Annotated in this window: 25 protein-coding genes; 2 read left to right on the forward strand and 23 right to left on the reverse strand. The window is 38.8% G+C overall.

Annotated elements, in window-relative coordinates; translation table 11 throughout:
- Window positions 1-44: 44 nt before the first annotated feature.
- A complete protein-coding gene (gene treR, locus lgb_RS06085; RefSeq protein WP_019293567.1) occupies window positions 45-761 on the forward strand; it encodes a trehalose operon repressor in 717 nt (238 codons plus the stop codon).
- 33 nt (window positions 762-794) lie between these two features.
- Here the strand turns inward: treR and purH are convergent, their stop codons facing one another.
- The 23 genes from purH to lgb_RS06200 all read right to left on the reverse strand — a co-directional run bounded on the left by purH (window position 795) and on the right by lgb_RS06200 (window position 25,761).
- Window positions 795-2,345 carry a bifunctional phosphoribosylaminoimidazolecarboxamide formyltransferase/IMP cyclohydrolase gene (purH, locus tag lgb_RS06090; RefSeq protein ID WP_019293568.1) on the reverse strand — a complete coding sequence of 517 codons (1,551 nt, stop codon included), beginning with the start codon at window positions 2,343-2,345 and terminating at the stop codon, window positions 795-797.
- A 40-nt stretch (window positions 2,346-2,385) separates the two neighbouring features.
- Window positions 2,386-2,928, reverse strand: a complete 543-nt coding sequence (gene purN / locus lgb_RS06095; protein ID WP_019293569.1) for a phosphoribosylglycinamide formyltransferase — start codon at window positions 2,926-2,928, stop codon at window positions 2,386-2,388.
- On the reverse strand, window positions 2,925-3,938 hold the full coding sequence (purM, locus tag lgb_RS06100; RefSeq protein ID WP_019293570.1) for a phosphoribosylformylglycinamidine cyclo-ligase: 1,014 nt from the start codon (window positions 3,936-3,938) through the stop codon (window positions 2,925-2,927). The genes purN and purM overlap by 4 nt, the downstream gene beginning before the upstream one ends.
- Entirely contained in the window at window positions 3,931-5,346 is a 1,416-nt protein-coding gene (gene purF, locus lgb_RS06105) for an amidophosphoribosyltransferase (RefSeq protein WP_019293571.1), read from the reverse strand. Before purF ends, purM begins: the two co-directional genes overlap by 8 nt.
- On the reverse strand, window positions 5,331-7,547 hold the full coding sequence (gene purL, locus lgb_RS06110) for a phosphoribosylformylglycinamidine synthase subunit PurL (protein ID WP_019293572.1): 2,217 nt from the start codon (window positions 7,545-7,547) through the stop codon (window positions 5,331-5,333). The genes purF and purL overlap by 16 nt, the downstream gene beginning before the upstream one ends.
- Window positions 7,544-8,224 (reverse strand): phosphoribosylformylglycinamidine synthase subunit PurQ, encoded by a 681-nt coding sequence (purQ, locus tag lgb_RS06115; RefSeq protein WP_019293573.1) that lies wholly within the window; start codon window positions 8,222-8,224, stop codon window positions 7,544-7,546. The genes purL and purQ overlap by 4 nt, the downstream gene beginning before the upstream one ends.
- Complete coding sequence (purS, locus tag lgb_RS06120; RefSeq protein WP_019292365.1) at window positions 8,224-8,466, reverse strand: phosphoribosylformylglycinamidine synthase subunit PurS; 243 nt, start codon at window positions 8,464-8,466, stop codon at window positions 8,224-8,226. Before purS ends, purQ begins: the two co-directional genes overlap by 1 nt.
- A 55-nt stretch (window positions 8,467-8,521) precedes the next feature.
- The gene (gene purC, locus lgb_RS06125; protein ID WP_019293574.1) at window positions 8,522-9,238 is read right to left on the reverse strand and encodes a phosphoribosylaminoimidazolesuccinocarboxamide synthase; all 717 of its coding nucleotides are present in this window, start codon (window positions 9,236-9,238) and stop codon (window positions 8,522-8,524) included.
- 104 nt (window positions 9,239-9,342) lie between these two features.
- Window positions 9,343-9,768, reverse strand: a complete 426-nt coding sequence (locus lgb_RS06130) for an ASCH domain-containing protein (RefSeq protein WP_019292367.1) — start codon at window positions 9,766-9,768, stop codon at window positions 9,343-9,345.
- Window positions 9,769-9,784: 16 nt separating this feature from the next.
- Window positions 9,785-10,246, reverse strand: a complete 462-nt coding sequence (locus lgb_RS06135; RefSeq protein WP_029345759.1) for a GNAT family N-acetyltransferase — start codon at window positions 10,244-10,246, stop codon at window positions 9,785-9,787.
- Between the two features lies 1 nt (window position 10,247).
- The gene (locus tag lgb_RS06140) at window positions 10,248-11,087 is read right to left on the reverse strand and encodes a thymidylate synthase (RefSeq protein ID WP_019293576.1); all 840 of its coding nucleotides are present in this window, start codon (window positions 11,085-11,087) and stop codon (window positions 10,248-10,250) included.
- 147 nt (window positions 11,088-11,234) lie between these two features.
- Window positions 11,235-13,085 carry an ABC-F family ATP-binding cassette domain-containing protein gene (locus lgb_RS06145; protein WP_019293577.1) on the reverse strand — a complete coding sequence of 617 codons (1,851 nt, stop codon included), beginning with the start codon at window positions 13,083-13,085 and terminating at the stop codon, window positions 11,235-11,237.
- Window positions 13,086-13,187: 102 nt separating this feature from the next.
- Window positions 13,188-15,032, reverse strand: coding sequence for a glycerophosphoryl diester phosphodiesterase membrane domain-containing protein (locus lgb_RS06150; protein WP_019293578.1), 1,845 nt, complete (start codon window positions 15,030-15,032; stop codon window positions 13,188-13,190).
- A gap of 172 nt (window positions 15,033-15,204) precedes the next feature.
- Window positions 15,205-16,599, reverse strand: a complete 1,395-nt coding sequence (locus tag lgb_RS06155; RefSeq protein WP_019293579.1) for a C69 family dipeptidase — start codon at window positions 16,597-16,599, stop codon at window positions 15,205-15,207.
- Complete coding sequence (locus lgb_RS06160; RefSeq protein WP_019293580.1) at window positions 16,596-17,792, reverse strand: CCA tRNA nucleotidyltransferase; 1,197 nt, start codon at window positions 17,790-17,792, stop codon at window positions 16,596-16,598. The genes lgb_RS06155 and lgb_RS06160 overlap by 4 nt, the downstream gene beginning before the upstream one ends.
- 189 nt (window positions 17,793-17,981) lie before the next feature.
- Window positions 17,982-19,325 carry a M20 family metallopeptidase gene (locus lgb_RS06165; RefSeq protein WP_029345760.1) on the reverse strand — a complete coding sequence of 448 codons (1,344 nt, stop codon included), beginning with the start codon at window positions 19,323-19,325 and terminating at the stop codon, window positions 17,982-17,984.
- Window positions 19,326-19,373: 48 nt separating this feature from the next.
- The gene (locus lgb_RS06170; RefSeq protein WP_019293582.1) at window positions 19,374-20,900 is read right to left on the reverse strand and encodes a YfcC family protein; all 1,527 of its coding nucleotides are present in this window, start codon (window positions 20,898-20,900) and stop codon (window positions 19,374-19,376) included.
- 227 nt (window positions 20,901-21,127) lie between these two features.
- On the reverse strand, window positions 21,128-21,970 hold the full coding sequence (locus tag lgb_RS06175) for a DegV family protein (protein WP_019292376.1): 843 nt from the start codon (window positions 21,968-21,970) through the stop codon (window positions 21,128-21,130).
- Between the two features lie 23 nt (window positions 21,971-21,993).
- Entirely contained in the window at window positions 21,994-22,392 is a 399-nt protein-coding gene (locus lgb_RS06180; protein ID WP_050810949.1) for a DUF1149 family protein, read from the reverse strand.
- A complete protein-coding gene (locus lgb_RS06185; protein WP_017370132.1) occupies window positions 22,389-22,973 on the reverse strand; it encodes an HAD-IA family hydrolase in 585 nt (194 codons plus the stop codon). The genes lgb_RS06180 and lgb_RS06185 overlap by 4 nt, the downstream gene beginning before the upstream one ends.
- Window positions 22,973-23,701: a tRNA (guanosine(37)-N1)-methyltransferase TrmD gene (gene trmD / locus lgb_RS06190; RefSeq protein ID WP_019292379.1), complete on the reverse strand. Its 729-nt coding sequence runs from the start codon at window positions 23,699-23,701 to the stop codon at window positions 22,973-22,975. The genes lgb_RS06185 and trmD overlap by 1 nt, the downstream gene beginning before the upstream one ends.
- 1 nt (window position 23,702) lies before the next feature.
- Window positions 23,703-24,218, reverse strand: a complete 516-nt coding sequence (rimM, locus tag lgb_RS06195; protein ID WP_017370130.1) for a ribosome maturation factor RimM — start codon at window positions 24,216-24,218, stop codon at window positions 23,703-23,705.
- Between the two features lie 145 nt (window positions 24,219-24,363).
- Complete coding sequence (locus lgb_RS06200) at window positions 24,364-25,761, reverse strand: APC family permease (RefSeq protein ID WP_019292380.1); 1,398 nt, start codon at window positions 25,759-25,761, stop codon at window positions 24,364-24,366.
- 262 nt (window positions 25,762-26,023) lie between these two features.
- Here lgb_RS06200 and lgb_RS06205 point away from each other — a divergent pair, with 262 nt between their 5' ends.
- Window positions 26,024-26,470, forward strand: coding sequence for a DUF3290 domain-containing protein (locus lgb_RS06205; protein ID WP_019293583.1), 447 nt, complete (start codon window positions 26,024-26,026; stop codon window positions 26,468-26,470).
- Window position 26,471: the final 1 nt, after the last annotated feature.

Below are 26,471 nucleotides of genomic sequence, written 5' to 3' on the forward strand. Positions count from 1 at the left end.
TATTTTTACTTTAACTTAAAGTGCTTTTTTGTTACACTTAGGTTATGAAAAAGTACGAAATTATTCTTCGGGATTTGGAGAAAAAAATTCATGAAGGAAGATATCCCGAAAATGAGCTCTTGCCCAGTGAAAACCAGCTTACAGTGCTCTATCAAACAAGCCGTGCAACGGTACGACAAGCGCTCAAAATCTTGGAAGAAAACGGGATTATTCAACGCCGTCACGGCTTTGGCTCCATTGTTATTCCCAGAGAGAGATTGATGTTCCCCATTTCAGGGTTAACTTCTTTCAAAGAGCTCAAAGATTCTTTAAACTTCAGCTCAACCACTGAAATATTAATTTTTGAAAAAATAACTGTAGATAAAGATCTCTCAGAACTTTCTTTTTTTGAAGAAGGCTCTCAAGCTTTTCATATCCTCCGCCGACGAAATATTGATGAGCAGTTCGTTATCCTAGACCGCGACTATATTTTAGCTTCTGCAGCACCTGATATGACCAGAGAAAAAGTAAAGTCTTCTCTATATGCTTACCTCGAAGATCATGTTCATCTTGATATTTCATATGCTCAAAAAGAAATCACAATTGATTTTGTCAATGATGAAGATAAAACTTATTTGGATTTGAACCCTAAGGATCGCCATGTCGTGAGTGTGCGCAGTCATGTTTATCTCGCCAATAATAATGTTTTCCAGTATACGGAAAGCCGACATCAGGTAGATAAGTTTCGCTTTACTGAATTTTCGAGACGGCAGAAACACTAATAAAAAAGCTAAACTCTCGTCTAGCTTTTTTTATTAGTGACGGAAATGTCTCACACCTGTAAAGATCATTGTGATGCCATACTTGTCACAGGCTTCAATGACTTCTTGATCACGAACGGAACCACCCGGTTGTACAATTGCTTTGATGCCAGATTTGGCAATCTCATCAATATTATCTGCAAAGGGGAAGAAGGCGTCAGAGGCAAGCACAGCATTATCTAGACCTTTTTCTTGAGCGGCTTCGATTGCTATTTTCACTGAAGCTACACGGTTGGTTTGACCAGGTCCAACCCCAAGTGTTTGATGTTCATTTGTAACAATGATACCGTTAGACTTCACATACTTGACCGCTTTCCATGCAAATTTTAGCGCTTCCCATTGTTCCATATCTGGTTGGACTTGCGTTACTACTGTCCAACTTTCTGGGTGTTCTGTAACAACATCTTGTTCTTGTACTAAAACACCGCCAAGCACGCCTGTAATCATCGGTTCTCTTTCTGATGCACCAATTTGTTCAAAATCAAGCGAAAGCAAACGAATATTTTTCTTTTTCGTTAAAATTGCCAGAGCTTCATCAGAAAATGCTGGTGCAATAATGATTTCTAAAAAGATTTTGCTCATTTTCTCAGCTGTTTTTGGGTCAACTGGACGATTTAAAACGACAATACCTCCGAAGATTGAAACAGGGTCTGCTTCATAAGCGTAATCCCAAGCTTGCTCAATCGTCTCCCCTTGACCAATGCCGCAAGGATTCATGTGCTTAAGCGCTACAACAGTTGGTTGCTCCGTAAAATCACGCGCAATTTGCAAGGCTGCATCTGCATCACGCACATTGTTGTAAGATAATTCTTTACCGTGTAATTGCACACTTTGCCCAATCGAATAAGCAGTTGGAAGGGCATTTTCATAAAAATCTGCATCTTGTTGTGGATTTTCACCATAACGCATCCCTTGTTTTAAATCATAGGTCAGTGTCAACTTTTCAGGTTTTTCCTCATGATCAGAAAACTTTTCTGTTAAATATTGTGCAATGAGTGCATCATAAGCAGCAGTATGTCGAAAAACCTTGGCAGCCAAACGTTGACGAAGCTCTAAGCTGGTTTCCCCAGCTTTTTTAAATTCTTGGAGAACTGCAGCATAGTCTGTGGGATCAACAAGAACAGTAACGTCTGCATGATTTTTTGCTGCAGAACGTAACATTGAAGGACCACCAATATCAATATTCTCGACAATTGTTTGATGATCAGCTCCTGACAAGAGTGTCTCTTTGAAAGGATAAAGATTGACAACAACCAAGTCAATGGGTGTAATATTGTGCTCTTCTAAGGCAGCTAGATGGCTGTCCAAATCACGTCGTGCCAAAAGTCCACCATGAATCATTGGATGTAATGTTTTCACACGTCCATCCATCATTTCCGGAAACTGCGTCACTTCTTCAATCGCTAAGGTTGCAATTCCTGCTTCATCCAAAGCTTTTTTAGTTCCGCCAGTTGAGATAATTTCAAAACCGAGTTTACTTAAAGACTCAGCCAATTCAACAATTCCATTTTTATCCGACACACTGATAAGCGCACGTTTAGTCATTTTTATTCCTTTTCTATTTTTAAGTTTATAATAGCTTTTACTATTTTTTGATAAGCTCTTCTACTACTTTTATATACAATTCATGCTCTATTTGATGGAGCTTTTTTTCATATTCGGCGAGTTCTGGGTAATAATCAAGCTGCTGCTGGGCTAAAATTTCTCCTGTATCGACTCCAGAATCCACCCAATGCACTGTGATTCCTAAGCCTTCTTGAGCCTGCCAAGATTCCTCTAAAGCATGAGCTGAACCCGCAAAAGCTGGCAGATATGATGGATGAATATTAATGATCCGACCTTCATAAGCTTGCAAAAGAGTAGGACCAACAATTTTCATATAACCTGCAAGACAAATCAAATCAATCTGATGTTCACGGAGCAAAGCAACTAAGGCTTCTTCATAACTTTGCTTATCAGCAAAAGATTTTAAGGTAAAGCTGACAGCAGCTATCTTGAGCTGCTGTGCTCTTTGTAGAGCATAAGCCTCAATCTTATCCGAGAATAAGAGCTGAACTTCAGCGGGAAAAGCTTGAGCAAGAGCTTCAAAGTTAGATCCTGAGCCAGAGGCGAAAACGGCAATCCTCATTTTATAATTACCGCTTGTTTCACACGTGGAGTAATTTTTCCGATTTCGTAGCATTTTACTCTTTGCTTCACTTCCTCAGCCTTTTCTGGGGCCACCGCAAGGACCATACCAATTCCCATATTGAAAATCTGGAACATTTCGTCATGAGGAACTTGACCGTATTTCTCCAAAGCTTTGAAAATAGGCAAAATCTCCCAGCTATCTTCTATAATTTCAGCTGTTAATTGATCACTAAACATTCGCGGAAGATTTTCATAAAAACCGCCTCCTGTAATGTGCGATATTCCTTTAATCATATTGTCCTTTATGAGCGGTAAGAGCTCTTGGACGTAGATATGAGTGGGTTCAAGTAACTCTTCTCCAAGGGAGCGTTCCAGCTCAGGAAGAATTTCTTGTTTATCAAAATCTTTAAAGATTTTCCGGACGAGCGAGTATCCATTCGAATGAATACCGGAGGAAGGAAGCCCTAATAAGGTATCACCTGCCTCAACATTCTTGCAGCCATCAATTAAGGCTGACTTTTCGGCAATACCGACAGCAAAACCTGCAAGGTCATAATCATCTGTATCATACATATCTGGCATTTCTGCTGTTTCACCGCCAATCAGGGCTGCACCTGACTGCAAACATCCTTGGGCAACACCTGCGACTACTTTTTCGAGCTTTTCCGGATGGTTTCTCCCGGTAGCGATATAGTCAAGAAAGTAGAGAGGTTCTGCTCCAGCTGCAACGATATCATTAACACACATGGCCACACAATCAATCCCAATCGTGTCATGTTTGTCTGCTTCAATAGCCAGCATCAACTTTGTGCCTACTCCGTCTGTTCCAGAAATAAGCACTGGTTCCTTAACATCAAGTTTTGAAAGATCAAATGCCGCTCCAAATCCTCCAAGTCCTCCAAGAACTCCCAGCCTTTTCGTTTTTTCCGCGTGTTTTTTTATGCGATCAACCACTTGGTAACCCGCTTCAACATCAACTCCTGCCTTTGCATAAGCATTTTTAGACATTTTTTCCTCCTAAAGATTTCAGGTAATTTTCTTCGTAATCGTAAAGTGGCGTCGGATATATACCGTCAAAGTAAGACAGACACAGATTATCATGTCCGATAGCCTCAACTAATCCTTCTTGGCTTAAAAAAGTAAGACTATCTGCTCCAATGATTTGGCAAATTTCATCGACTGAGTGTTCCGCTGCAATCAACTCTTCTCGCTTTTGAATATCGATACCATAAAAGCATGGATAAGCAAGCGGTGGGCTCGCAATTACAACGTGAACTTCAGCAGCGCCGGCATCTTTAAGTAAACGCACAATTCGTCTGCTTGTCGTTCCACGTACTATAGAATCGTCCACCATGATAACCTTTTTACCTTCGACTACACTGGAAACAGCCGAGAGCTTCATCCGTACACCTTGTTCTCTTAATTCTTGCGTAGGCTGAATAAATGTACGCGCCACATATTGATTTTTAATCAAGCCCATTTCGTAAGGTAATCCAGATTCTTCTGCATATCCGGATGCTGCTGAGAGTGACGAATTTGGCACACCAATAACAATATCTGCATCTACCTGTGCCTCACGTGCTAAGATACGCCCTGATTGTTTACGTGCGGTATGAACATTGACACCTGCAATAACACTGTCCGGACGTGCAAAGTAAATATACTCCATTGAACAAATTTGTGTATTGGTCTTATCTGTAAACTGCTCAACATGCAAGCCTTGATCATTAATTTGGATAATCTGCCCGGGTTTGACTTCTTGAACAAACTCTGCACCGATAACATCAAAAGCACAAGTTTCACTGGCTACAACGAGCGCACCGTTAGCCATTTTCCCAATAGATAAAGGACGGAAGCCATTAGGATCAAGAGCTGCAATCATTGAATCTTCTGTCATCAAGAGATAAGCAAAGCCACCTTTAACAGTATTCAAGGCTTCCTTTACTTTTCCCATAAATTCAGGATGATGGCTGCGGCGAATCAGATGCGCCAAAATTTCGGTGTCTGAACTTGAAGAAAAGATAGCACCTTGTGCTTCTAACTCACGTCGTAGCGATACGGCATTGGTCAAGTTACCGTTATGGGCTAGACCAAGCTGTGTGTCTTGAAATTTAAAATGAAAAGGCTGAATATTGTTTAATTCTGCTGAACCTGCTGTGGCGTAGCGTACATGGCCCATGGCTGCTTTCCCTGATAATTTTTGTAAATCTTTTTCGTGACGAAAAACTTCTGTTACCAAGCCTAAATCACGATGCCGCTGAAGTTGCCCATCATTATTTGACAGAATACCGGCACCTTCTTGTCCTCTGTGTTGCAAGGCATGAAGTCCAAAATAAGTCAGTTGTGCAGCTTCAGGATGTCCCCAGATGCCAAAAACGCCACATTCTTCGTTCAAGGACTTTACTTCATAAGGCATGGAATCGCTCCTTCATAAATCGCTTTCGCTTCTTCAGTAGATAGGGAAATTTCACCATCTTTTGCTGAAATTTTAATTTCTGACTTGTCTGTAACATGCCCTAACTTGCTTGCTTTCCCTGCCATCAGTTCTTCAAAATTCTTTTCATCTTCTGGGCGAACTGAGAGAATAAAGCGACCTTGACTTTCAGAGAAAAGTTGTGATACTTTGCCATCAAAATGAACCGAAATTCCTTTATTATTAGCAAAAGCCGACTCGACAAGAGCAACAGCTAAGCCACCTTCAGATAAATCATGCGCGGACTGAATCAGACCGGCTTGGATTGCTTTTAGTACGCGTTCCTGATTTTCTTTTTCAGCTTGCAGATCAAAGTTCAGCGTACCTGAAACCTCGCCTGTCATCATTTTTTGAATTTCAGAGCCAGAGAAATCATCGGCAGTATCCCCAATAATATAAATTAAGTCACCTGTTTCTTTAAAATCTTGTGTCGTAATATGTGCCACATCTTCAATCAAGCCAACCATCCCAATCATTGGTGTCGGTAAAATAGCTTGACCGTTCGTTTCGTTATAAAGGGAAACATTACCTGAGATGACCGGAGTAGATAACACACGGCAAGATTCCGAAATACCATCACATGCCTTGCTTAACTCGTAAAATTGTTCTGGCTTTTCTGGATTACCAAAGTTAAGGCAGTCCGTAATTGCTAAAGGTTTCCCACCTGAAGCAATGATATTTCGTGCTGCTTCTGCGACAGCTATTTGTCCACCAATCTCGGGATTAAGGTAGAGATAGCGCGCATTACAGTCTGTTGTCATTGCTAAAGCTTTATTGGAATGACGGAGGCGAATAACTGCTGCATCAGATCCTGGTGCAACGACTGTATTTGTCATTACTCGACTATCGTAGGTTTCATAAATACTGCGCTTGCTCGCAATTGTTGGTTGATTAAGGAGATCTTTGAGAACCTCTGTTGCATTTACGATTTCCGGGATAAATTTTTCAGCTTTTTCAAATTCAGCAATCCGTGCAGGTTCTTTCATTTCACGATAATAAACCGGTGCATCCTCAGCTAAAGAGTCTACTGGAATTTCGGCAACCTTTTTACCTTGATGGAACAATGTGTACATCCCATCGTCAGTGACTTCACCAATATTTACCGCATCAAGTTCGTATTTTTTGAAGAGCTCAACGATTTCATCTTCATGTCCTTTTTTAATGCAAAGTACCATCCGCTCTTGCGACTCTGAAAGCATCATTTCGTATGGTGTCATATTTGTCTCACGTTGTGGCACTAAATCTAAATTAAGTTTCAAACCTGAGCCAGCCTTTGAAGCCATTTCCGAAGTTGAAGAAACTAATCCAGCAGCCCCCATATCTTGAATACCAACAAGGATATCAGAATGATTATGGATCACTTCAAGACAAGCCTCTAACAAAAGTTTTTCCATAAAAGGATCGCCCACTTGAACGGCAGAACGTTGTGTTTCAGAACCTGAACCAAACTCCTGAGAGGCAAACGAAGCACCATGAATGCCGTCACGTCCTGTTTTCGCGCCGACATACATGATTGTGTTGCCTACACCTTTGGCTTGTCCTTTTTGGATGTGCTTATGCTCAATCAAGCCCACACACATCACGTTCACTAAAGGATTTCCCGCATAAGATTCATCAAAAGCTACTTCTCCACCTATTGTAGGAATACCGATACAGTTACCATATCCTGCTATTCCAGCTGTCACACGGTCAACAATGTGACGTGTTTTAGCATTGTCAATCTGACCAAAGCGAAGACTATCCAAAAGAGCAACTGGTCGCGCTCCCATCGAAAAGATATCACGAATAATCCCGCCCGATCCTGTTGCTGCACCTTCATAGGGTTCGACATAGCTTGGGTGATTGTGTGACTCTGCCTTGAAAACAACTGCCCAGTCATCACCAATATCAACGACTCCAGCACCTTCACCTGGTCCCATAAGTACTTGTGGACCTTCTGTTGGAAATTTTTTCAAGACAGGTTTTGAATTTTTATAACAACAATGCTCTGACCACATCACGGCATACATGCCAGTTTCTGTAAAGTTAGGCAGGCGACCACCAAGAATCTCATTTTTAATTTTAGAGTATTCTTCATCAGTCAAGCCCCATTCACGATAAATTTTTGACGTTTGGATTTGTTCTGGACTCATTTCACCGCTCATTGTGACGCTCCTTCTTCTACAAAATTTTTCAAGATACTGGCAAACATTTTTTTACCATCATTTCCACCAAGTAAGGATTCTACGGCGCGTTCTGGATGGGGCATCATCCCCAAAACATTCCCTTCTTGATTACAAATCCCAGCAATGTCTAAAGCAGAACCATTGGGGTTTCCATTTGCATAAGTGAAAACAATTTGTCCGTTATTTTTTAAATCTGCCAAGGTTTGTTCATCAGCAATATACTTGCCTTCCCCGTGAGCAATAGGCAAGCTAATCACTTCATCTTTAGAAAAGACAGTTGTAAATTTTGAATTATTATTTACTTTTAAGTTTTGCCACTTTGAAACAAACTTTAAGCTGTCATTTTGAATCAAAGCGCCTGGTAAAAGTCCTGCTTCGATAAGAATTTGAAACCCATTGCAGGTACCAAAGACAGGTTTCCCTTCTGCAGCCAAACGTTTAATTTCAGGCATAACATTCGAAAAAGAAGCAATGGCTCCGCAACGTAAGTAATCCCCGTAACTGAAACCTCCAGGAATCAACACACCATCAAAGCCTGCAAGAGACTTTTCCTCATGCCAGACAAATTCGGCTTCAGCTTGCATCACATCACGAATAGCCCAGAGGAGATCGAAATCACAATTTGATCCTGGAAATTGAATAACTGCAAATTTCATCAATCTACCACCTCAACCTTGTAAGTTTCCATGTTTGGATTTGCTAATAATTTTTCAGCTATCTCTTCCACTTTCTTCACGGCCAATTGAGAATCTCCCTCAACTTCGATTTCAAAATATTTACCAACGCGAATATCTTGAATTTCAGAGTAGCCTAGCTTTTGAGTTGCTGCCTTGATTGCTTGTCCTTGAGGATCCAAAATTGATTTTTTATAGGTTACGTAAACTTCTACTTTGCTCATTTTCTCTTTCTCGTTCACTTTCTTTTATTTGTCTCTGCCATAACGGCATTAAGTCTTAAAGTTCTTTTTCTTCTTGAAGGGCTGTGAGTACACGACTGTATACTTCAATCAAGTCGCCAATATTACGACGGAAAACATCTTTATCTAAATGGTTCCCCTCCGCATCCCAAAGGCGACAGGTATCTGGTGAAATTTCGTCTGCCAAGATAATTTCGCCATCTGCTGTACGACCAAATTCGAGTTTGAAATCAACCAAACTCAAGCCGATTTCCCCCCATATTTTTTGGAGAAGGGTATTGATTTTCAGTGTTTCTGACTTGATGAATTCCAGTTCTTCTGGTTGAGCAAGTTCAAGAAAATAGACATGTTCATCATTGATAAAAGGATCATCGAGTGCATCAGACTTGTAATAAAATTCAATAATAGGTCGAGGAAGAATGTCACCTTCTTCCAAAGCAAATCGCTTTGCAAAAGAGCCAGCAACACGATTTCTTAAGACCACTTCTAGAGGTATAATCTCAACTTTCCGATTCAATTGTTCGGTTTTAGACAGTTGTGTGATAAAAGATGTTTTGGTTTGTTCGGCATTCAATTTTTGAAAAATCAGGGATGTAATTTGATTGTTCAATGCCCCTTTGCCTTTAATTTCTTCTTTTCTTTTACCATTTAGAGCTGTTGCGTTATCACAATACTCCACCCAAACCAGCTGTTCATCCTCTGTTTTATAAAGCTTCTTTGCTTTACCTTCATAAAGTAAGCGTCCCTTTCTCACGATATGCCTCCTCTTTATTTTATAATTTAATTCTAACCTTATTTAGAGTACAAAAAAAGATATTACTTGTGAAAGTAATATCTTTTTTGAATATCATTCGCTTTTTACGAACATTTATATAAAACTTCAAATTCTTCACAGACAATATCCATATCTGGTGCGTAACAATCTAAATCTCGGAAAAAAGCTTCATGAACTTGCCGCCAATAAGCCAAGCTCCTGTCTCCTTCACCTTCGTTAAAGGCATGATCCTCTGTTACCTTATTAAACTTAGTAATATAGACCTTGCTTGTTTGAATCGCGGCTCGTGGATTTCCTTTGCCATCGAGTAAAATCTCATATCTTCCATCCACAGCAGGTAAAAAATCGTCTGGTCCATACAGGGACAATGCGCTTGCTGTAGCTCTTTTTTTCCCCTCAAGTACAAGTTCTAATAGCTCATCAGCCATTTGAGGAGTGTTACCAAAGGCCCAAGCATCACTGAAGTTATCTGGATTTAGATTAGCCTCTGCGATAAATTTTTCGTACATTTTTCCTTCCCGTCTTTTATAACTTTAATTGCATTTTGTAATTTTTTATATTTTGGTTGCGTCGTAGGACGATTTGTTGCTCTAAAATCTCATAGCCACGTTTTTCAAAAAAAGGCCGTGCAGTTAAGGAAACATCAACATTTATTCTTTCTGCCCCCTGCCCCTTACAATATTGTTCAATCTGATTGGCAAGGAGATTTCCTACACCTCGTTTCTGAGAATCCTTATCAACATACAGGCAATCAAATTTGTCTTCGCTTGTCGCATTAGCAAAGCCTAAAATTTTTCCGCTTTCTTCTACAACTATACAATAACTCTCAGCCAGCAGTTTTTCCGGAAAAAAATCAGACTTATCAGATGGCGCCCATGCTTCTAACTCTTCTGCAGAATAATCCGCAGCATTGATTGTATGTACTGTTGTATAAAACAAATCAACAATCTCAGCATAATCGTTTGAGCAGTAATGTCGACAGTTCATCTTAAATCGCCAAATCAAATTTGAGTTGTGGAGTCACAGGTTCATAGTCCACCAATTCAAAATCTTCTGGTTTAATATCAAAGAAATTCGTTCCATCTGGTACATTTAGAATCAAGCGTGGCTCTTTTTCTGAACCCGTGCGTGACAGTAACTCATTCGCTTGTTCAAATTGATTATCGTAAATATGCAAGTTGTTGACAAAGTAGAAAAACTTACCGACTTTCCAGCTGAAGTGTTTAGCCAACATCATTTGCAAAGCCACATACTGCATCGCATTAATATGATGCGCCACAAGCATGTCGTTTGAACGTTGAATCAAGGTTGCATCCAGATAAATTTGTCCATCTGCTTCACGTCTTACATCAAACATCGTTTGAAATGCACAAGGCAAAAGTCCTTCGGTTTCTTCAAAATCTTCATATTGCCAAAGATTAATGATATTCCGACGGTTCCATGGATTTTTTTCCAAACCTTCGAGAAGCTTGCCGATAATGTTATATTTTTTAACGGTTGCTCCATAACGTTGTCCAATGGTACCATCACCGATACCCCATTCAGCCCAATAATTCACACCATATTTTTCTTCTAGAACGTCAAGTGCGCTGGTCTGATCTTGGTAAATCCACATGAGTTCTTTGATTGCCGTCTTGATAGGAATACGACGAAGAGTTGTGATAGGAAATTGGCCTTTTTCAAGATCATAAGTGACGAAAGATCCTGTAATATATTTACTGTTGGCTGTTTGGCCATTTTTATATTTTGGACGCGCATTTTCTGAAAACACGCCATTTTCGAGGATATTACTGATATTTTCTTTGAAGATTTGGTCTGCGTAGGTCATATTTCCCTCTCTTACTTTCGCTTTATTATGACTAACATTATACCATATAAATAAACAAACTTTTAGAGGTTAGTTCCATTCTCTTAAAGTAATTATGACAATCAAAATAGAAAAAGAAACAAAAAAAAGCAAGAACTCGCTTGCTTTTTATATTTTTTCACTGAGCATTTCCCAGCGCTCATATTTTGTCTCAAGTTCTGTCGTTACTTGATCTAATTCTTTTTGAAGAGTAGAAAGCATACCGGCATCTGAACCATTTTCGTTCATTTCAGAATCAATTTCTTCTATTCGTTCTTCTAATTTTGCAATATCTTCTTCGATGGTTGCCCATTCTTTCTTCTCGGCCCAAGTCATCTTTGGTTTTGCATCTTCGCGTACGCGTGTATCAACTTTCGGAGCTGCTACTTCCACAGGAGCTGCCACTTTTGTCGCCAAGTAGTCACTATAAGCACCAAAAAGATGGTTAATTTTTCCATCCTCAAAAGCCAAGAGCTCATTGGAAACCTTGTCTTGGAAATACCGGTCGTGACTTACGGTAATTACAGCGCCAGGGAATTTTGCAAGAAAATCTTCTAAAACTGTCAAAGTTGCAATATCCAAATCATTGGTTGGCTCATCCAAGAGCAGAACATTAGGTTGTGTTAATAATATTTTTAAGAGGTAAAGGCGCTTCTTCTCACCACCAGAAAGTTTACGAATCAAAGTCCCATGTGTACTTCTCGGAAAGAGGAATTGTTCCAAAAGATTAACAATCGAAATTGTCTCACCGCTTGTATTTTGGCTAGCGGAAGCTACTTCTTCCAAGAAATTAATGATGCGTTTATCCTCTTCAAGTCCACGTATTTCTTGACTGAAGTATCCAATCTTAACAGTCTCACCGATATCCATCGTTCCTGACGTCAACTCAAGTTCTCCGGCGATAATATTGAGCAAGGTTGATTTACCTACACCATTATCACCAACGATACCAACACGACTTTTATTCTGTACAATCCAGTTCATGTCAGAAAAGATTGGACGATCAGGAAATGCAAAAGCTGCATTTTCAAAATTAATGACTTTTTTTCCTAAACGTGTCGTCGCCAAGCTGATGTCTACATCACCCAAGTCTTTATCTGTACGTACATCTTCTTTTAAGCTTTCAAAACGGTCAATACGTGCCTGTTGTTTAGTTGCTCGTGCTTGCGGAGACTTGCGTATCCAAGCTAATTCTGATTTGTAAAGCTGTTGGTTTTTATGCAAGCTTGCAGCTTCACGTTCCTCTGCTTCAGCACGTTGCGCCAAATAATCTTGATAATTCCCTTGGTATTCTTTGAGTTTTGACTTGTCTAGCTCAAATATACGCGTCGCCACATTGTCCAAAAAATAACGATCATGTGTCACAAAAAGCACTGTTCTCTTACTGTTTTTGAGATAGTTTTGCAGCCATGCGATAGTATCCACATCAAGGTGGTTGGTAGGTTCATCCAGCAAAAGTAAATCAGATGGATTGACGAGCGCTTGGGCTAATTGCACACGGCGCTTTTGTCCTCCTGAAAGCGAGCCTATCTTTGAAGAAAAATCTGGCAATTTGAGTTTTGTTAAAACTGTTTTCACATCTGCTTCTACTTGCCAAGCGTTTAAAGCATCCATATCAGATTGGGCACGTTCAAATTTGCTTAAATCTTCAATATTTAAAAGTGCAGCTTCATATCTTTTTATGGCCTTCATTTGGGGGAGTGAATCATCCAGAACAGTATCCATGATACTTGCTTCATCATCAAAATCTGGCTCTTGAGTCAAATAGGTAATTTTATAATCTTGGGGGTGAGTAAATGGAGAAACATCTCCATCAAAACCTTGAATGCCCGCAATCGTATTAAGCAAGGTTGTTTTACCTGTACCATTTGTGCCCAATAGCCCTATGCGATCGAGGTTATGTATAATAAATGAAATTTTATCAAAAAGTGTTTTATCTCCTACGCTTTTTGTTAATTCTGATACTAAAAAATCTGCCATGTTCTATCTAAATCCTATCTTTTTCTCTGAATACTCTTATTTATTATAGCACAAGTTAAGAAAGGCAAAGAGCCTTGACCCTTTGCCTTTCAACATTAAATACTACACATTAAAACTAGAAAAACTATCTGAGCTCAGATCTGTTAAATCTGCATTTCCTAAATCTAATAAGTAAATGCGAATTTTCTGGGCAAAGCTCATACCGCTTTGCGTATTTTCGATAGTTTTCTTGACTACCGGTATATCATCTGTGATTAAGCCATCAACATCGTATAGACGCATACGTTGTACTGTATTGGCATCATTAACATCCCAAGCATAAACTTTTTTACCATAATCGTGCGCTTTTTCCACAAATTCCGAATCCAATGTCGATATTTCAACTGAAAATGCATCAACATTACTTTTCGGTACTCCGATAAGGTTGTAGGTCATAATGTAAGATACAAAAGCAGATGAATCATGATTTTTTAGACTGCGTGACAAATCAAAGCTTAAAGATTGTACTTGATGTTTTCTTGCTTCAATATCTTTTTTATAACGTTGCAAGAAATTTCTACTTACTGCATTGACATCTTCCTTAAGCGGGATTTTAATTTCAATCAGTAATTTTTGATCAAGCCTATCTGCTTCTTTCAAGTATTCATCAAAGCTTGGTAAAGGGGCAGATTTACCATTTTCTCGGACAGTGAGTTTGGTGAGTTCAGCTAAAGTCAATTCATTTACTTTCTTGTTCACTCCAGCTAAGTGACGTAAATTTTCATCATGCATGACAACAAATTGCTTGTCCTTTGTTTCACGTACATCCATCTCAACATAATCTGGATGATAGGTTTGGCTAGTTTCAATCAAGGCGGGAATTGTATTTTGAACACCATTTTTCTCGGACACACCACGATGTGAAATAATAAGTGGATTTGATAAGGTATCCTGGCTGAGGTAATAAACGTTAAAAACACCAATGAGCGCAATAAACAGGACTGTAAAAAACCCCAATAAACTTCGGCTCACCCAACGCCAACCTTTAGGCAATAGTTGAAAAGCTTTTAGCTCAACATAGATTTCTTCTGGTGTTAATTCCTCTAACAAATTAATGACCACATAGAAAATCAAAATTAGTGACAAAAGCATGTGTAGTAAAGCTGAAACTTGGATAATAAACATAATCATCGTCGCAGATGCTAACGCTATTTGAGGCATGTGATGATCAATTGCGGATTGCAACAGAATCAAGAGTTGACTGATTACCCAGAAAGAAGCCAGTAAACTGATGAAAATTGCTATAAAGCGGAAAAAGAAAACTTTAAATTTTCCTTTGCTCATCTGCCAGCTGACACTCAATGAGGTCCTAAGTTTTTTCTGCTGCAAAATCATGAGCGGCAGAACAAAAATTAGACGGTATCCAATAAACATGGATAATAAAGTCAGTAAAATGTAGGCTGTCAAAAGCCACCAATTGTTAGTTGCAATAAACTCCAAGATGAAATTAGGCACTTGAATAGCGGAAATAATGTCTATACCGCTGGCAAAACCACTTAAAGGCAAAACTAACATAAAATAAAACAAGAAAAATAAGATAAGAGAAGGTCTGAGATGTCGCAACCGTGAAAATGTTGCATAAAGTAACTCAGGAATTGTAACTTTTTCTTTTTGCTTCACAAAGTGAACCAGTATCGTTAGAAAAGTAAATTCTAAGAATACCGAAACTACAATCAGGACCAAAATACCTACTAGAGCAAACGCTGTGAGTGGATGTTGACTGAAAATCGAGATTACATTATCATAAGCCAGATAATCAATCTCCTTACGGTGAAGTAAAAAATTAGTGGTCGCTGTTAATGTCGGAACTACAACGAGTAAAAGTAAGAGGTGAAAAAAGATGACGGGACCAAAATAATGAAACGTATTTTTAAAAAAGTCTTTTGTTGATTGGAATGTTTTACGCATTTTCCTTGCTTTCTTTTTAATAAATTAAAATGTAAGATAAATTTCTTCTTTTTATTTTAGCACAATATGTTTTGAAAACTAAGAACCTACTTTACGCTCGTTTAGAGGATAGACAGTTTTTAGTATTTTGTATAGGGCACAAAAAAAAGCACATAAGTGCTTTTTATCAGAATTAATCGTTGAAATCATAACGGAGTTTCATGCGATTTGAACCTGAAATTACCATACGTCCCAGCATTTCAGTCATTGCTTTTAATGCAAACGCTGCTAATTCTTCATTTGCTGCTTGTAGGTCTGCTGCAGCTCCCGCTTTATCCGTTTTATTTTGGATTTCACGGAATTTACCTACAGTTGCCAATTCATAGGTATCACGTAAATCAACGTACTTGCTGTAATCTGTATCACCAAGAAGTGCTGCTGTACAACTGAGCCAGTACATATTATTCAAGTCAAATGTCGCTGTTGCATCACGATAGCAAGCTGGTGTATCATCAACATTTGTGTAGAAAGGTACGACATGGTTGAAGGTATTTGCCCCAAATGCCAACCATTGAATACCTGCAAGTTTTTCATCAACATGATTACGGATTTGTAAAATGTGTACACTGTGGTTACGGTTGATCCCAATTGGACGGAAAAGTTGTGCTTGTTCCGGCGTATTTGTTGTACCGTAAGTATCAAATTCAGTATTTTCAAAGTGGCTTGAGAGCACAAATTTCATGTCTTCTACTGAAATTTTACGTGTGGCTTTACAGATGAATGGCAATTCTGGATTTTGAGGATCGTCACTTGGCGTTCCCAAAGCGTTTTGACCATACCAAGTACGTGGATTGTTATATACACTATCTTTAACTGAGCTGGAACCAAAGATATGACGTAAATTATAACCTTCAAAATCTGGGTTAAGATGGTTTTCATCAATCAGTGCTTTCAAATCTTTTGAACAAAGTGTATCTTCACTTTCAAAATCAAAATGATCAATGTTCATGCGGTTAGGCGCAACCACATAAGAATCATCTGGAATACGTACTGCTGCCCAATGATGGCCACCAATTGTTTCCAACCACCAAACTTCTTCCTTATCAGCAAAAGCAATACCGTTAGGTTCATATGTTCCATATTGATCAAGAAGGGCACCTAAGCGTTCAACACCTTCACGCGCACTGTGGATGTAAGGCAAGACAAGAGTAACATAGTCTTCTTCTCCCATGCCGCTTTCTTCATTGTAAGGGTCAAGTCCTAAGATACGTGGGTTTGTTGTAATTGTTTCTGTAGCTGACATTGCAACATTTGCAGCATTAATCCCTGCAGCAGCCCAAGTTCCGCTTGTTAAAACAGCATTTGGTGTAGCAGTATAACGCATTGGGTTTTCTGGAAGGTCCAGTTCCAAAGCACTTAACACAGCTTTATAATGACGCGGTTGTTGATCTGGTTGAACCACAACAAAGCGTTGTGGATCCAGTGCTTCATGTCCATCGTCATTACGAGCGATAAGTGTCGATCCATCAATTGAGGCTTTTTTCCCCACCAAAATAGTAGTACATGAACCTTGTTTACGAGTAATCATAGAATCTCCTTAATATATATTAAAATTTTGTTTCTATCATTTTTTAATTGGTTGTTAACGACTTGTTCTTCAATCTGATGTAGCAGCTTCCCTAAAATTGGACCTGGCTTGATATTAAATGTTTGAATAATGTCATTTCCAGTTACTGCAAGCTCTGACTTGCTATGTATCTGGAGCTTTGCATCATAGATATAAGCCTGATCACAATCAACATCTTGCCCTGCGGCAACTTTTAGCTGATCAACCAGCAGAGCTTTTTCTAACCCATAGCGATAAATGCTCTCTAAACTCCAACTTTCAAGCTTATAGGCTTCTGTCAAATCATACACATATTTGATAAAGTCATTCGACACCTTCCATTTTTTCAAGAAAGCTTTAACATTTATCTGATCACTATGCACTAAGAGCGCAGCCCAAGCTTGCTCTGAATTGACAAAAGTAAAGTGCGTCTCTAGAGTTTGAAGTAAAGCTTGTATAGCTTTTTCTTGCAAGTCCGGCAAAAAAGTATAAGCTTGCGAAGTTAACAATATTTCTAAGCCTTTTTTCCAATTTTTAGCCAAAAGCAACTTGTCGAGCTCAATGAAAATACGTTCAATAGAGATTTTGCTTAAAAGATGAGCACGCGATTGCATAGCTTTAAAGGTTTCTTTTTCAACATCGAAATTTAAAGTTGCAGCAAAACGCATTGCCCGCATAATCCGAAGCGCATCTTCATTAAAACGCTCCGTTGCAATTCCAACAGCACGCAAGCGTGACGCAGATAAATCAGAAAGACCATTGAACAAATCAATAATCTGTCCCTCAGTATCCATAGCAAAGGCATTAATCGTGAAATCGCGGCGTTTTAAATCTTCCGAAAGTTCTCGGACAAAATCTACAGAATCTGGGCGGCGATAATCTGTATAAGTGCTTTCTGTACGAAAAGTAGTAATTTCATAGTGTTCAGCTTCAGATTGACCAGCTAAGACTAACACGGTACCGTGATCAATTCCCACATCAATGGTATGCGGAAATATGGCTTTGGTTTCAGCCGGATATGCACTGGTTGCAATATCCACATCATGGATTGGCCTTTGCAAAAGCGCATCCCGTACGCTTCCTCCTACAAAATAAGCCTCAAAACCATGTGCCTGTATTTTTTCCAAAACCGGCAAAGCTTGTACAAATTCTGACGGCAAATTCTCTAGTTTCATACTACTATTTTAGCACTTTTCATCTGAAAAAGAGTTACTGAGCAAATCTTTTTTAAATATAAAAACTTTTACTGCCAAAGAGTAATGAGAATACGGATATTTTAGAAGAAAAAGTTATTGTTATTCAACTTTCTTCTTATTTTATAATAAAAAATGATTCTAAGGAGAATCATTTTTTATGGGGCATGCTTACTTCACTGCACATAAGCGATATATAGCTTCAGCATATATTTCCATCGTTTTACGCATGTCAGTAATTGCCCATTGTTCATTAGCTTGGTGCATATAGTCGGGTGTTTCAGGGAACATGGCTCCAAAGGCTACACAATTTTGCATCGTCCGAGCAAAGGTAGCCCCTCCAGAAACCATTGGCTCCGTCATATCTCCTGTAATTTCACGATAAGTAGCAAGAAGCGTTTGGATAAGTTCACTTTCTACCGGCACATAGAGAGGATTTAACCAATCATATTGCTTATATTCAAGTTGATAATCCGCTGCTTGAGCAGCAAGCTTTCCAGCCAGTTCATCTTTATCAATAGTTACAGGGATACGCATATCCACACCGATTTTTGTATGTTCAGGAGTGATCTCAACATCTGTGAAATTCATGGTTAATTCACCAGATTGTTCATCCATAACTTTGCCCACAACATTTTCACCTGTGGCATTTTCCTGAACAAGTTTACCCAAGAAATCAAGTGGCTTGAAGTCAAATACTTCTGCTAAGGCAATAGCCAAACGTAAAGTGGCATTTATCCCTTCTGGTGCAGCCATAGCATGTACGCTTTTGCCCTGTACGGAAATTCCTTTTTCGGTTTCTTCATAAGAAAAACCATGCGCTGCCAAGGCTGCTTTTACTTCTGCTAATTTTTCTGAAGTGTAAGCCGCACGATCGGGGACGACATTTAAAGCGCCGGGCGCATGTAATGTGAATTCGTTTGTGCCAGGCCCAGTAAGATAGGCTTGAAGCAACCCTTTTTCAGCAAAGTTGAGCGGAAAATGAGAATCAGGTGCAAAGCCCATGGTGATTGCTTCTTCTTTTTCATTATATTTATCCAAACAACGCCAAAGTGTTTCTTCATCTGTGCCAAAGATAAAACGAATTCGTCCGTCAAATGTCACACCAGCATCCATTAAAGCCTTCACTGCGTAGAGTGCAGCCATACTTGGTCCTTTATCGTCTTGGGTACCCCGCCCAATTAAAAGACCATCACGCTCGACCATTTCAAAAGGCTCAGTTTCCCAGCCTGCTTGGTCCGCTGCAGGTACAACATCCATGTGACAAAGTAAGCCAAAAAGTTTTTCGCCCTCGCCCGTCTCAGCGTAACCATAATAACCTTCAGGATCTTGGAAAGTCTTAAAACCTAATTCTTGACAAAGTTCCAAGACTTCTTCTAAAGCACCTAAAACTTTTTTCCCAAAAGGATGCCCTGGGCCAGAATCACTCTCGTCTAATACAGAGGCATGTTTGACTAAACGTCCTAGTGATTGCACAGCTGCTGTTTGATATTCATCTGTAATAAAAGTTTTCATGTGACCTCCAACAAAAGCTCCCCCGATGGAAAGCTTTTTATTCATTTTTTATAATACTGCGGCAACTCCAAGGATAATCATGATTACAACCAACTGAATCACAATCAACTTGGCCATAAATTTCCACCATGTTCCGATATTAAAGCGGGCAATAGCAAGTGCACCCATAACAACAGCGGATGTTGGTGTGATAAGGTTCAAAATACCTGATGCAGATTGATAAGCAGTAATGACCAAATCTTTTGAAACATTGGCGAATTCGCCCATTGGACCCATGATCCCCATGGTAGCAGCTGCTAAACCTGACGTTGATGGAATCAAGAAACTCATTGGCAAATAGAAGATAAACGTTAAGATAATAAATAGACTTGATGAAAGTCCTTGAAGTCCTTGTTCACCCCAATGCAAGATTGTATCTGTAATCATCCCGTTGTTCATCACAACCTGAATCCCACGTGCCACAGCTACGACGATAGCAACACCGATCATGTCTGATGCACCTTCGAGAAAGGCAGAGATAAATTCAGATTCTTTCATACGGTAAACGAAAGCAACCACAACGGCCATGACGATGAATAGCATTGTAATTTCTGGGAAGTACCATGCACCAAACGGCACCATGCTCTTACCAAGAACAACACCTAAGCCTGGAATTGATGTTAGCCAAGTAGTAAAGTCATTAAAGAAAGTAAAGTGTTCATTCAACATATCCCAGGGTACAAGTGACATGATCATAATGACAAAACTTCCGAAGAAAACAACATTGACCCATTTTTGACGTTGCGTAATATTTTCCTGTTTTTCAATAGAAGCAATGTCGAAATGTTGGATATCTGCTTCGCGATTTTTATAAACTAAAGACTTTGTAGGATCTTTTTCAATCTTTGAAGCATAACGATAAACATAGAGAATTGAAATCCCTGTAAGTACGACTAGCATGAAGAAGCGAAGTCCCATACCTTGTCCCATGGAGATACCAACTGCTTGAGAAGCTACACCTGTAGCAAATGGATTCACTGTAGAAGCCAAACAACCAACTTGAGAGCCAACTAAAACGATGGCAACTGCCACGACCGTATCGAAACCAACCGCAATCATGACAGGGATAATCAAAGCATAGAAAGCCAATGTTTCTTCCGCCATCCCATACGTTGATCCCCCAAGTGCAAAGAGAATCATTAAGACCGGAATCAGCATCTTCTCCTTACCTTTAAAACGCTTAACGATTGAGGCAATACCTGCTTCAAGTGCACCGGTTTTATTTACTACACCTAAAAAGCCACCTACCATTAAAATAAAGAATGAGATAGGAATTGCGGCTGGCGTAGCAGGTACATTTCCATTTGCTTCAATACCTAACATCCCATTAACGGGAGCCATAAGCATGTCCCAAATCCCTTGAGGGTTTGAAGCTACCTGTGTAAATGATCCAGCAATAATATTGCCAGCATCATCTACTTTGTAATGTCCTGCTGGAATAAACCAGGTCAGGATTGCAATAAGGACAATGATGATGAAAAGAATCGTGTATGCCGATGGCATTTGGAATTTTTTCTTTTCAGTTTTTGCTTCCATTATATACCTCCTAATGTATATTTATGCGTATAATAACAACTTTAGTTTAATATTTTTTTAACTTAAAGTCAAACAAAACTTGAAATAAATAGACAATTATTTCTCAACGTTTATATGATTGCGTTTACACTTCCTTAAAAATAACTATTTTATAAAACGCCAAAAAAAAGAGAAGGAATGACTAAAATGTTTCCTTCTCTTTTCACAATTAATTTTTATACAATAAATTATTTCTTAGGTGAGAACCCGTAAGCAATCGCACCCAAGCCTAGGTGAGTTGCAATAACAGGTCCAAATGTTACGATTTCGACATCATCGTAGCCATGAGCTTTGGCAAAATCATAAAGGTCTTTCGCACGATCTTCCGCATCAGCATGGAGAACGTAGACCTTGTGCGACTTTGGATCACTATTCGCAAGCATCAGTTTCTTTAGCTCTGACACAGCTTTCTTGCTTGTACGCACCTTATCATATACAACAACTTTACCATCTTCTGAAAACTGTAAAATAGGTTTGATATTGAGGAGTGTTCCTAAAAGTTCTCCACCTCTCGACAGGCGCCCCCCTTTAGCTAACCAATGAAGGTCATCTACAAGCATGAAGGCATTGTCATTTTCTCTTTGATACTCAAACTGAGCAATAATTTCGTCAAATGACTTTCCGGCATCCGCCGCATCAAGTGCTGTCTCAATCATATAGCCAAGTGGACTAGAGGTGATAAAGGTTTCAGGAAACTTGACTACCATATCTTCAAATTCACTTTGTAGATAAAATGCATTTTGATAAAAACCTGAAATTCCTGAACTCAAAAAAGCACCTAAAACATGAGTATAGCCCTCTTGTCTTAGTGTTCGCAGTAATTCTTCTAATTCAAGAATGCTTGGTTGTGATGTTTTAGGCGCCTCTGAAGTTGCGGCCATCAACTTATACCACTCTTGGTGTGTCATTTCACTTGGTTTATATTCTTTTCCCTCAATAGATATGGGAATTTCCAAGACAAATAAATCGTCACGATTTTTATATTGTTCGGCAAAGTCTGCCGAAGTATCTGTAATAATAGCTAATTTCATAATAAATAATCTTGAAAAAATCCTTAAAATTGGAGGTTGATGCCCGGTTGGTCAAGGGCAACCTCTGTTGTTTCGTACACCAAGCGCTTCAAAAGATCAAAAAGTGGGTCAGCAATTTGAGCCATTTCTTCTTGTTCTAATTCAGATTGCTCTTTCACTTGGCGACCACGAATGTAGTTAAGTTGGCTGAGCATACCTGATAAGACAATATTCTCCAAAGGAATCATATATGTCAAGATAGCATAAATTGCTGTATCTTCTGCAGCAACTTTTCCGTCAGGTACTTGATCGTGAGGCACTAACTGAAATTGTACATTGATATTTGTTTCAGGTGTTCCGTTTTCTTTTTCCCATTCGTAATTACGTGCATCATAGTGAAATTGATTTACAAATTCTTTATCACGTTCTAATGTTAATGTCATTTCCATTCACTCCAATTTTTTATTTTCTTGTCGGCGATATCTCCAAAATATGCTTTCTCATCTAAAAGCAAAGTGGCTACACCTGCGTTTATACCTGCTTCAATATCAAGAGGACGATCACCAATCATGACTGTTTCTTCTGGCACCAACTTATATTTGTGAATCAAATATTCCAAAGCTTCTGGACTTGGTTTCCGTGCAAAATTTTGCTGACTGGTAATGACTTCCGTAAAGTATTTTTTTAGTTCACCCAGATATTCAAAGGTGGCATCATCACGATGACTGAGGACAAAATTTTGTCCGCCATTTTCTACAATTTCTGACAAAATTTGTGGGATTTCAGGGTAAACCTGAGGATTGACTTGCATCTCTGCTTCTATTTTATGATACAAATCAAGAAAGTCATCGTCTGCAAACTCAAAAGCGAATTTACGAATAGAGAAGCGTTTGATATAAGCTTCTAAATCGCCCGGAAATTCTACTGAAGATTGCTTCATTGCTTCACGCAAGGCCTCTAACATTACAGGATAGGTATTGAAGAGTGTTCCATCAAAATCCCAAATATAATTTTTCCAAGCCATCAAGATTTTTCTCTTTCCATCTTTAGCTGTTTCAAAATCTCCTCTTCTTCTGCATTTGTCTCGTACTGCTCCAACAAATCCGGACGTCGTGCTAAAGTTTTTTTCAAGCTCTCCGTCAAGCGCCATTTACGAATATTTTCGTGATGACCGGACATCAGAACGCTTGGGACCTTCTTCCCACGAAACTCTTCTGGACGTGTATATTGCGGATACTCAAGTAATCCTGAAGAAAAAGAATCATCCTCATGACTGGCTGCTTTACCTAAAGCTCCAGGCAGCAAGCGTACTACAGAATCAACAATAACAGTAGCTGCTACTTCTCCGCCTGTTAAGACAAAGTCGCCAAGCGAAATCTCATCCGTCACTAGATCTTTAATTCGTTCATCATAACCTTCATAATGTCCACAAATAAAAATTAGATGCTCTTCTTGGGCAAGCTCTTCAGCCATTTTTTGATTGTAGCGTTTGCCTGCAGGATCAAGGAGAATCACACGCGCCTTTTCATGCGGAATCTTATCCATTGTATCATAGATAGGTTGCGGCATCAGCAACATGCCTTGACCTCCGCCATAAGGCATATCATCCACATGTCTTTGCTTGTTGCTCGCATTTTCGCGAAAATCGTGGGTATGAAGTTCAAGCAGTCCCTTTTCTTGTGCTTTCCCAACTATCGATTGGTTGAGTGAGTCGAACATATTTGGAAAAATGGTTAAAATATCAACTTTCATCCTAATCGTCCAAACCTTCCATAATTTCTACATCCACCCTTTTAGCTTGAAGATCAACATTCAATACAACAGGTGGAATATAAGGAAGAAGCAAGTCACGCTTGCCTTTACGTTTGACGACCCACACATCATTTGCACCTGGTTGAAGAATTTCGCTAACCTGTCCAATTAATTGATCATTTTCATATACATCTAAACCAATAATTTCATGATAATAAAATTCGCCTTCGTCCAAATCCTTCAACTTGTCCTCAGCTATTTTTAAAGTGAATTCCTTAAAGCCTTCAACATCATTAATATGATAAAAGCCATCAAATTTGACGATATAAAAATTCTTTTGTTTTCTAGATGATTTAACTTTCAAATCTTGGACATAATTTCCTTTTTTGTCAAAAAGAGCCAAAATTGTGTTTTTTGCAAAACGTTCTTCAGCAAAATCGGTAACTGAAATCACACGAACTTCTCCTTGAAGCCCTTGTGTGTTCACTATTGTGCCTACATTGTAAAATTTTGTCATACAGATATTTTACCATAATTCACGTATTATTTCCCTATATGCTTCTGTAAGTGTTTCTTCCTTTAAAAAAAGTTAGTTTTGAGGTAATTAACTTTTAATTAAAGTAAAAACCGATTTGATAAATCCTCAAATCGGTATAAAATTTTTAATTTTTTTCGCGCTTCGCACCATACAAAGAATAGATCACAATACCTAACAAAATCCAGATAAAACAGTATAGTTTCGCAAGTGAATCAAGATTTTCAAATACAATAATTGATCCTATCGCGCCCAGAGCTGGTAAAATCGGGTAAAATGGCATTTTGTAACTTGCTTGTGGTAAGTCTTTACCCTCACGCGGACGTAAAGCAAACATCCCGATCGAAACAAAGACAAAAGCAATCAATGTACCTGCGGAAATCAATTGTGCCAGGAAGGTAAATGGGAAAAATGCCCCAATAATTATTGCAACCGTAGTTAAAACAACCAAAGCATTGGTTGGATTCTCACGCTTGTCTACATCTCCCAATACTTTTGGAAGCATTCCGTCACGACCAAAAGCATAAATCAGTCGAGAACCCGCTAAAATCATTCCTAGTAAAGCAATAAACATTCCGGCATCAGCAACTATTGAAATCACTTGTGAAACCAAAGGAAAACCTGCTTCTGATAAAGCCCAAGATACAGGAGCTGCATTATTTGCATACTCAGTATAAGGATGCATGCCGACAAGAACAAGCGTGACTGCTGAAAACAGAACCACGGCAATGATGAGCGAGCCTACAATACCTAAAGGCATTGTACGTTTGGGGTTTTTAGCTTCAGCTGAATTAGCCGCAATCGAATCAAAGCCAATATAAGCAAGGAAAATCATTGAAACACCCGATAAAATTCCCGATAAACCTCCAAAGCCTGTAGTAGGATTGTGCTTAGGTATAAACGGTGTATAATTTTGGGGTTTAATCACTGTTAAACCTACAACAATAAATGTGATAATGGCAATAATTTTTAACACAACTAAGATTTGCGCAATTATTCCAGCATCATTAGAGCCCCGCCATACAAGAAGAGCGGCAATTAAAATAACAATTAAAGAAATAATATCAACGATACCACCATTAGTGCCAAGTGGATTAGCTAAAGCCGCAGGTAAATGTATATTAGAGGTTGCTAGAATATGCTGGAATGTAGCCGAGAAGCCCGAGCCTACAAAGGCTACGGCAATAAAGTATTCTGCAAGTAAGGCCCAACCCGCAATCCAGCCAAATCCCTCACCAAAGAGCACTGAAATCCATGAGTAGGCTGAGCCAGCAAAGGGCATAACACTGGCCATTTCAGCATAGGCCAATGCGACCATACCAGCAACAACTGCAGCAATCAAAAATGAAAATACAACAGCTGGTCCTGCAAATTGTGCAGCAACAATTCCTGGTAAAGTAAAGATTGAAGTAGAAATAATCGTTCCCACTCCTAAAGCCAAGAAGTCTTTAACCCCCAATGTTTTTTCTAATCTACTGTCCTTTTTACTGTAGGTTTCAAATTTTGCTTTTGTCGAAAATCCCAAATTTCTTTTTCTCCCTTCTTCTTATAGCTTATTTTTCCATGGATATAAGCTATAATTTAAAATATTAAAAATTTTAATTAGGTAAAATTGTACCATTTTATTTAAAATTATACAAACAATTATTGTGTTTTTTATTTTAAGTTGATGAATGAAAAATATTTTATATATATATTAGTTTGTTTATGATAGTATATAATTGTGGAATTTTTTAATAATATATTGGTTATTAAGAGACAATTGCAGATAGTTTATTGGAGGTTTTATGAATTTTTATGATATTGGTTTCTTGAAAACACAAGCGGGCTTAACAGATTACCTATGGTATATTTTCATTTTTGGTTCACTCATACTACTTATCGTTGTTTTTTCGTTATATTTGAAGCATCGAATCAAGACGAAATATCGAGATCTTAGTCTCATTTTTTTCTTGTTCCTCATCCTTTCTCTTGGAATACAGTATTCAAATTATCAGGTTAATCAGTCACGGCATTCTCAATCCTCTCAAATGGTCAATTTTGTTGAGCAATTTGCAGATAATATGAAGGTTGAGCAAAAAGACATTCTGGTAAGTTCAACTCAACTTACTGATGGAATCATTGTAAAAGTAAAAGATGATTTTTACACGGTCAATCTCAATGCCGATCAGCAATCCTATACTATCACCGAAACCCATCTGCTCAATAATAAAATCAATGTTATTTCTAAATAAT

The organism is Lactococcus petauri, assembly GCF_023499275.1.
Lineage (GTDB): Bacteria > Bacillota > Bacilli > Lactobacillales > Streptococcaceae > Lactococcus > Lactococcus petauri.

Bases quoted from the DNA above. Each gene is read 5' to 3' on its own strand.
- treR (WP_019293567.1), top strand. From the start codon at position 45: ATGAAAAAGTACGAAATTATTCTTCGGGATTTGGAGAAAAAAATTCAT.
- purH (WP_019293568.1), bottom strand. From the start codon at position 2,345: ATGACTAAACGTGCGCTTATCAGTGTGTCGGATAAAAATGGAATTGTT.
- purN (WP_019293569.1), bottom strand. From the start codon at position 2,928: ATGAGGATTGCCGTTTTCGCCTCTGGCTCAGGATCTAACTTTGAAGCT.
- purM (WP_019293570.1), bottom strand. From the start codon at position 3,938: ATGTCTAAAAATGCTTATGCAAAGGCAGGAGTTGATGTTGAAGCGGGT.
- purF (WP_019293571.1), bottom strand. From the start codon at position 5,346: ATGCCTTATGAAGTAAAGTCCTTGAACGAAGAATGTGGCGTTTTTGGC.
- purL (WP_019293572.1), bottom strand. From the start codon at position 7,547: ATGAGCGGTGAAATGAGTCCAGAACAAATCCAAACGTCAAAAATTTAT.
- purQ (WP_019293573.1), bottom strand. From the start codon at position 8,224: ATGAAATTTGCAGTTATTCAATTTCCAGGATCAAATTGTGATTTCGAT.
- purS (WP_019292365.1), bottom strand. From the start codon at position 8,466: ATGAGCAAAGTAGAAGTTTACGTAACCTATAAAAAATCAATTTTGGAT.
- lgb_RS06130 (WP_019292367.1), bottom strand. From the start codon at position 9,768: ATGTACGAAAAATTTATCGCAGAGGCTAATCTAAATCCAGATAACTTC.
- lgb_RS06135 (WP_029345759.1), bottom strand. From the start codon at position 10,246: ATGAACTGTCGACATTACTGCTCAAACGATTATGCTGAGATTGTTGAT.
- lgb_RS06140 (WP_019293576.1), bottom strand. From the start codon at position 11,087: ATGACCTACGCAGACCAAATCTTCAAAGAAAATATCAGTAATATCCTC.
- lgb_RS06145 (WP_019293577.1), bottom strand. From the start codon at position 13,085: ATGGCAGATTTTTTAGTATCAGAATTAACAAAAAGCGTAGGAGATAAA.
- lgb_RS06150 (WP_019293578.1), bottom strand. From the start codon at position 15,032: ATGCGTAAAACATTCCAATCAACAAAAGACTTTTTTAAAAATACGTTT.
- lgb_RS06155 (WP_019293579.1), bottom strand. From the start codon at position 16,599: ATGATTACTCGTAAACAAGGTTCATGTACTACTATTTTGGTGGGGAAA.
- lgb_RS06160 (WP_019293580.1), bottom strand. From the start codon at position 17,792: ATGAAACTAGAGAATTTGCCGTCAGAATTTGTACAAGCTTTGCCGGTT.
- lgb_RS06165 (WP_029345760.1), bottom strand. From the start codon at position 19,325: ATGAAAACTTTTATTACAGATGAATATCAAACAGCAGCTGTGCAATCA.
- lgb_RS06170 (WP_019293582.1), bottom strand. From the start codon at position 20,900: ATGGAAGCAAAAACTGAAAAGAAAAAATTCCAAATGCCATCGGCATAC.
- lgb_RS06175 (WP_019292376.1), bottom strand. From the start codon at position 21,970: ATGAAATTAGCTATTATTACAGATACTTCGGCAGACTTTGCCGAACAA.
- lgb_RS06180 (WP_050810949.1), bottom strand. From the start codon at position 22,392: ATGACATTAACATTAGAACGTGATAAAGAATTTGTAAATCAATTTCAC.
- lgb_RS06185 (WP_017370132.1), bottom strand. From the start codon at position 22,973: ATGGCTTGGAAAAATTATATTTGGGATTTTGATGGAACACTCTTCAAT.
- trmD (WP_019292379.1), bottom strand. From the start codon at position 23,701: ATGAAAGTTGATATTTTAACCATTTTTCCAAATATGTTCGACTCACTC.
- rimM (WP_017370130.1), bottom strand. From the start codon at position 24,218: ATGACAAAATTTTACAATGTAGGCACAATAGTGAACACACAAGGGCTT.
- lgb_RS06205 (WP_019293583.1), top strand. From the start codon at position 26,024: ATGAATTTTTATGATATTGGTTTCTTGAAAACACAAGCGGGCTTAACA.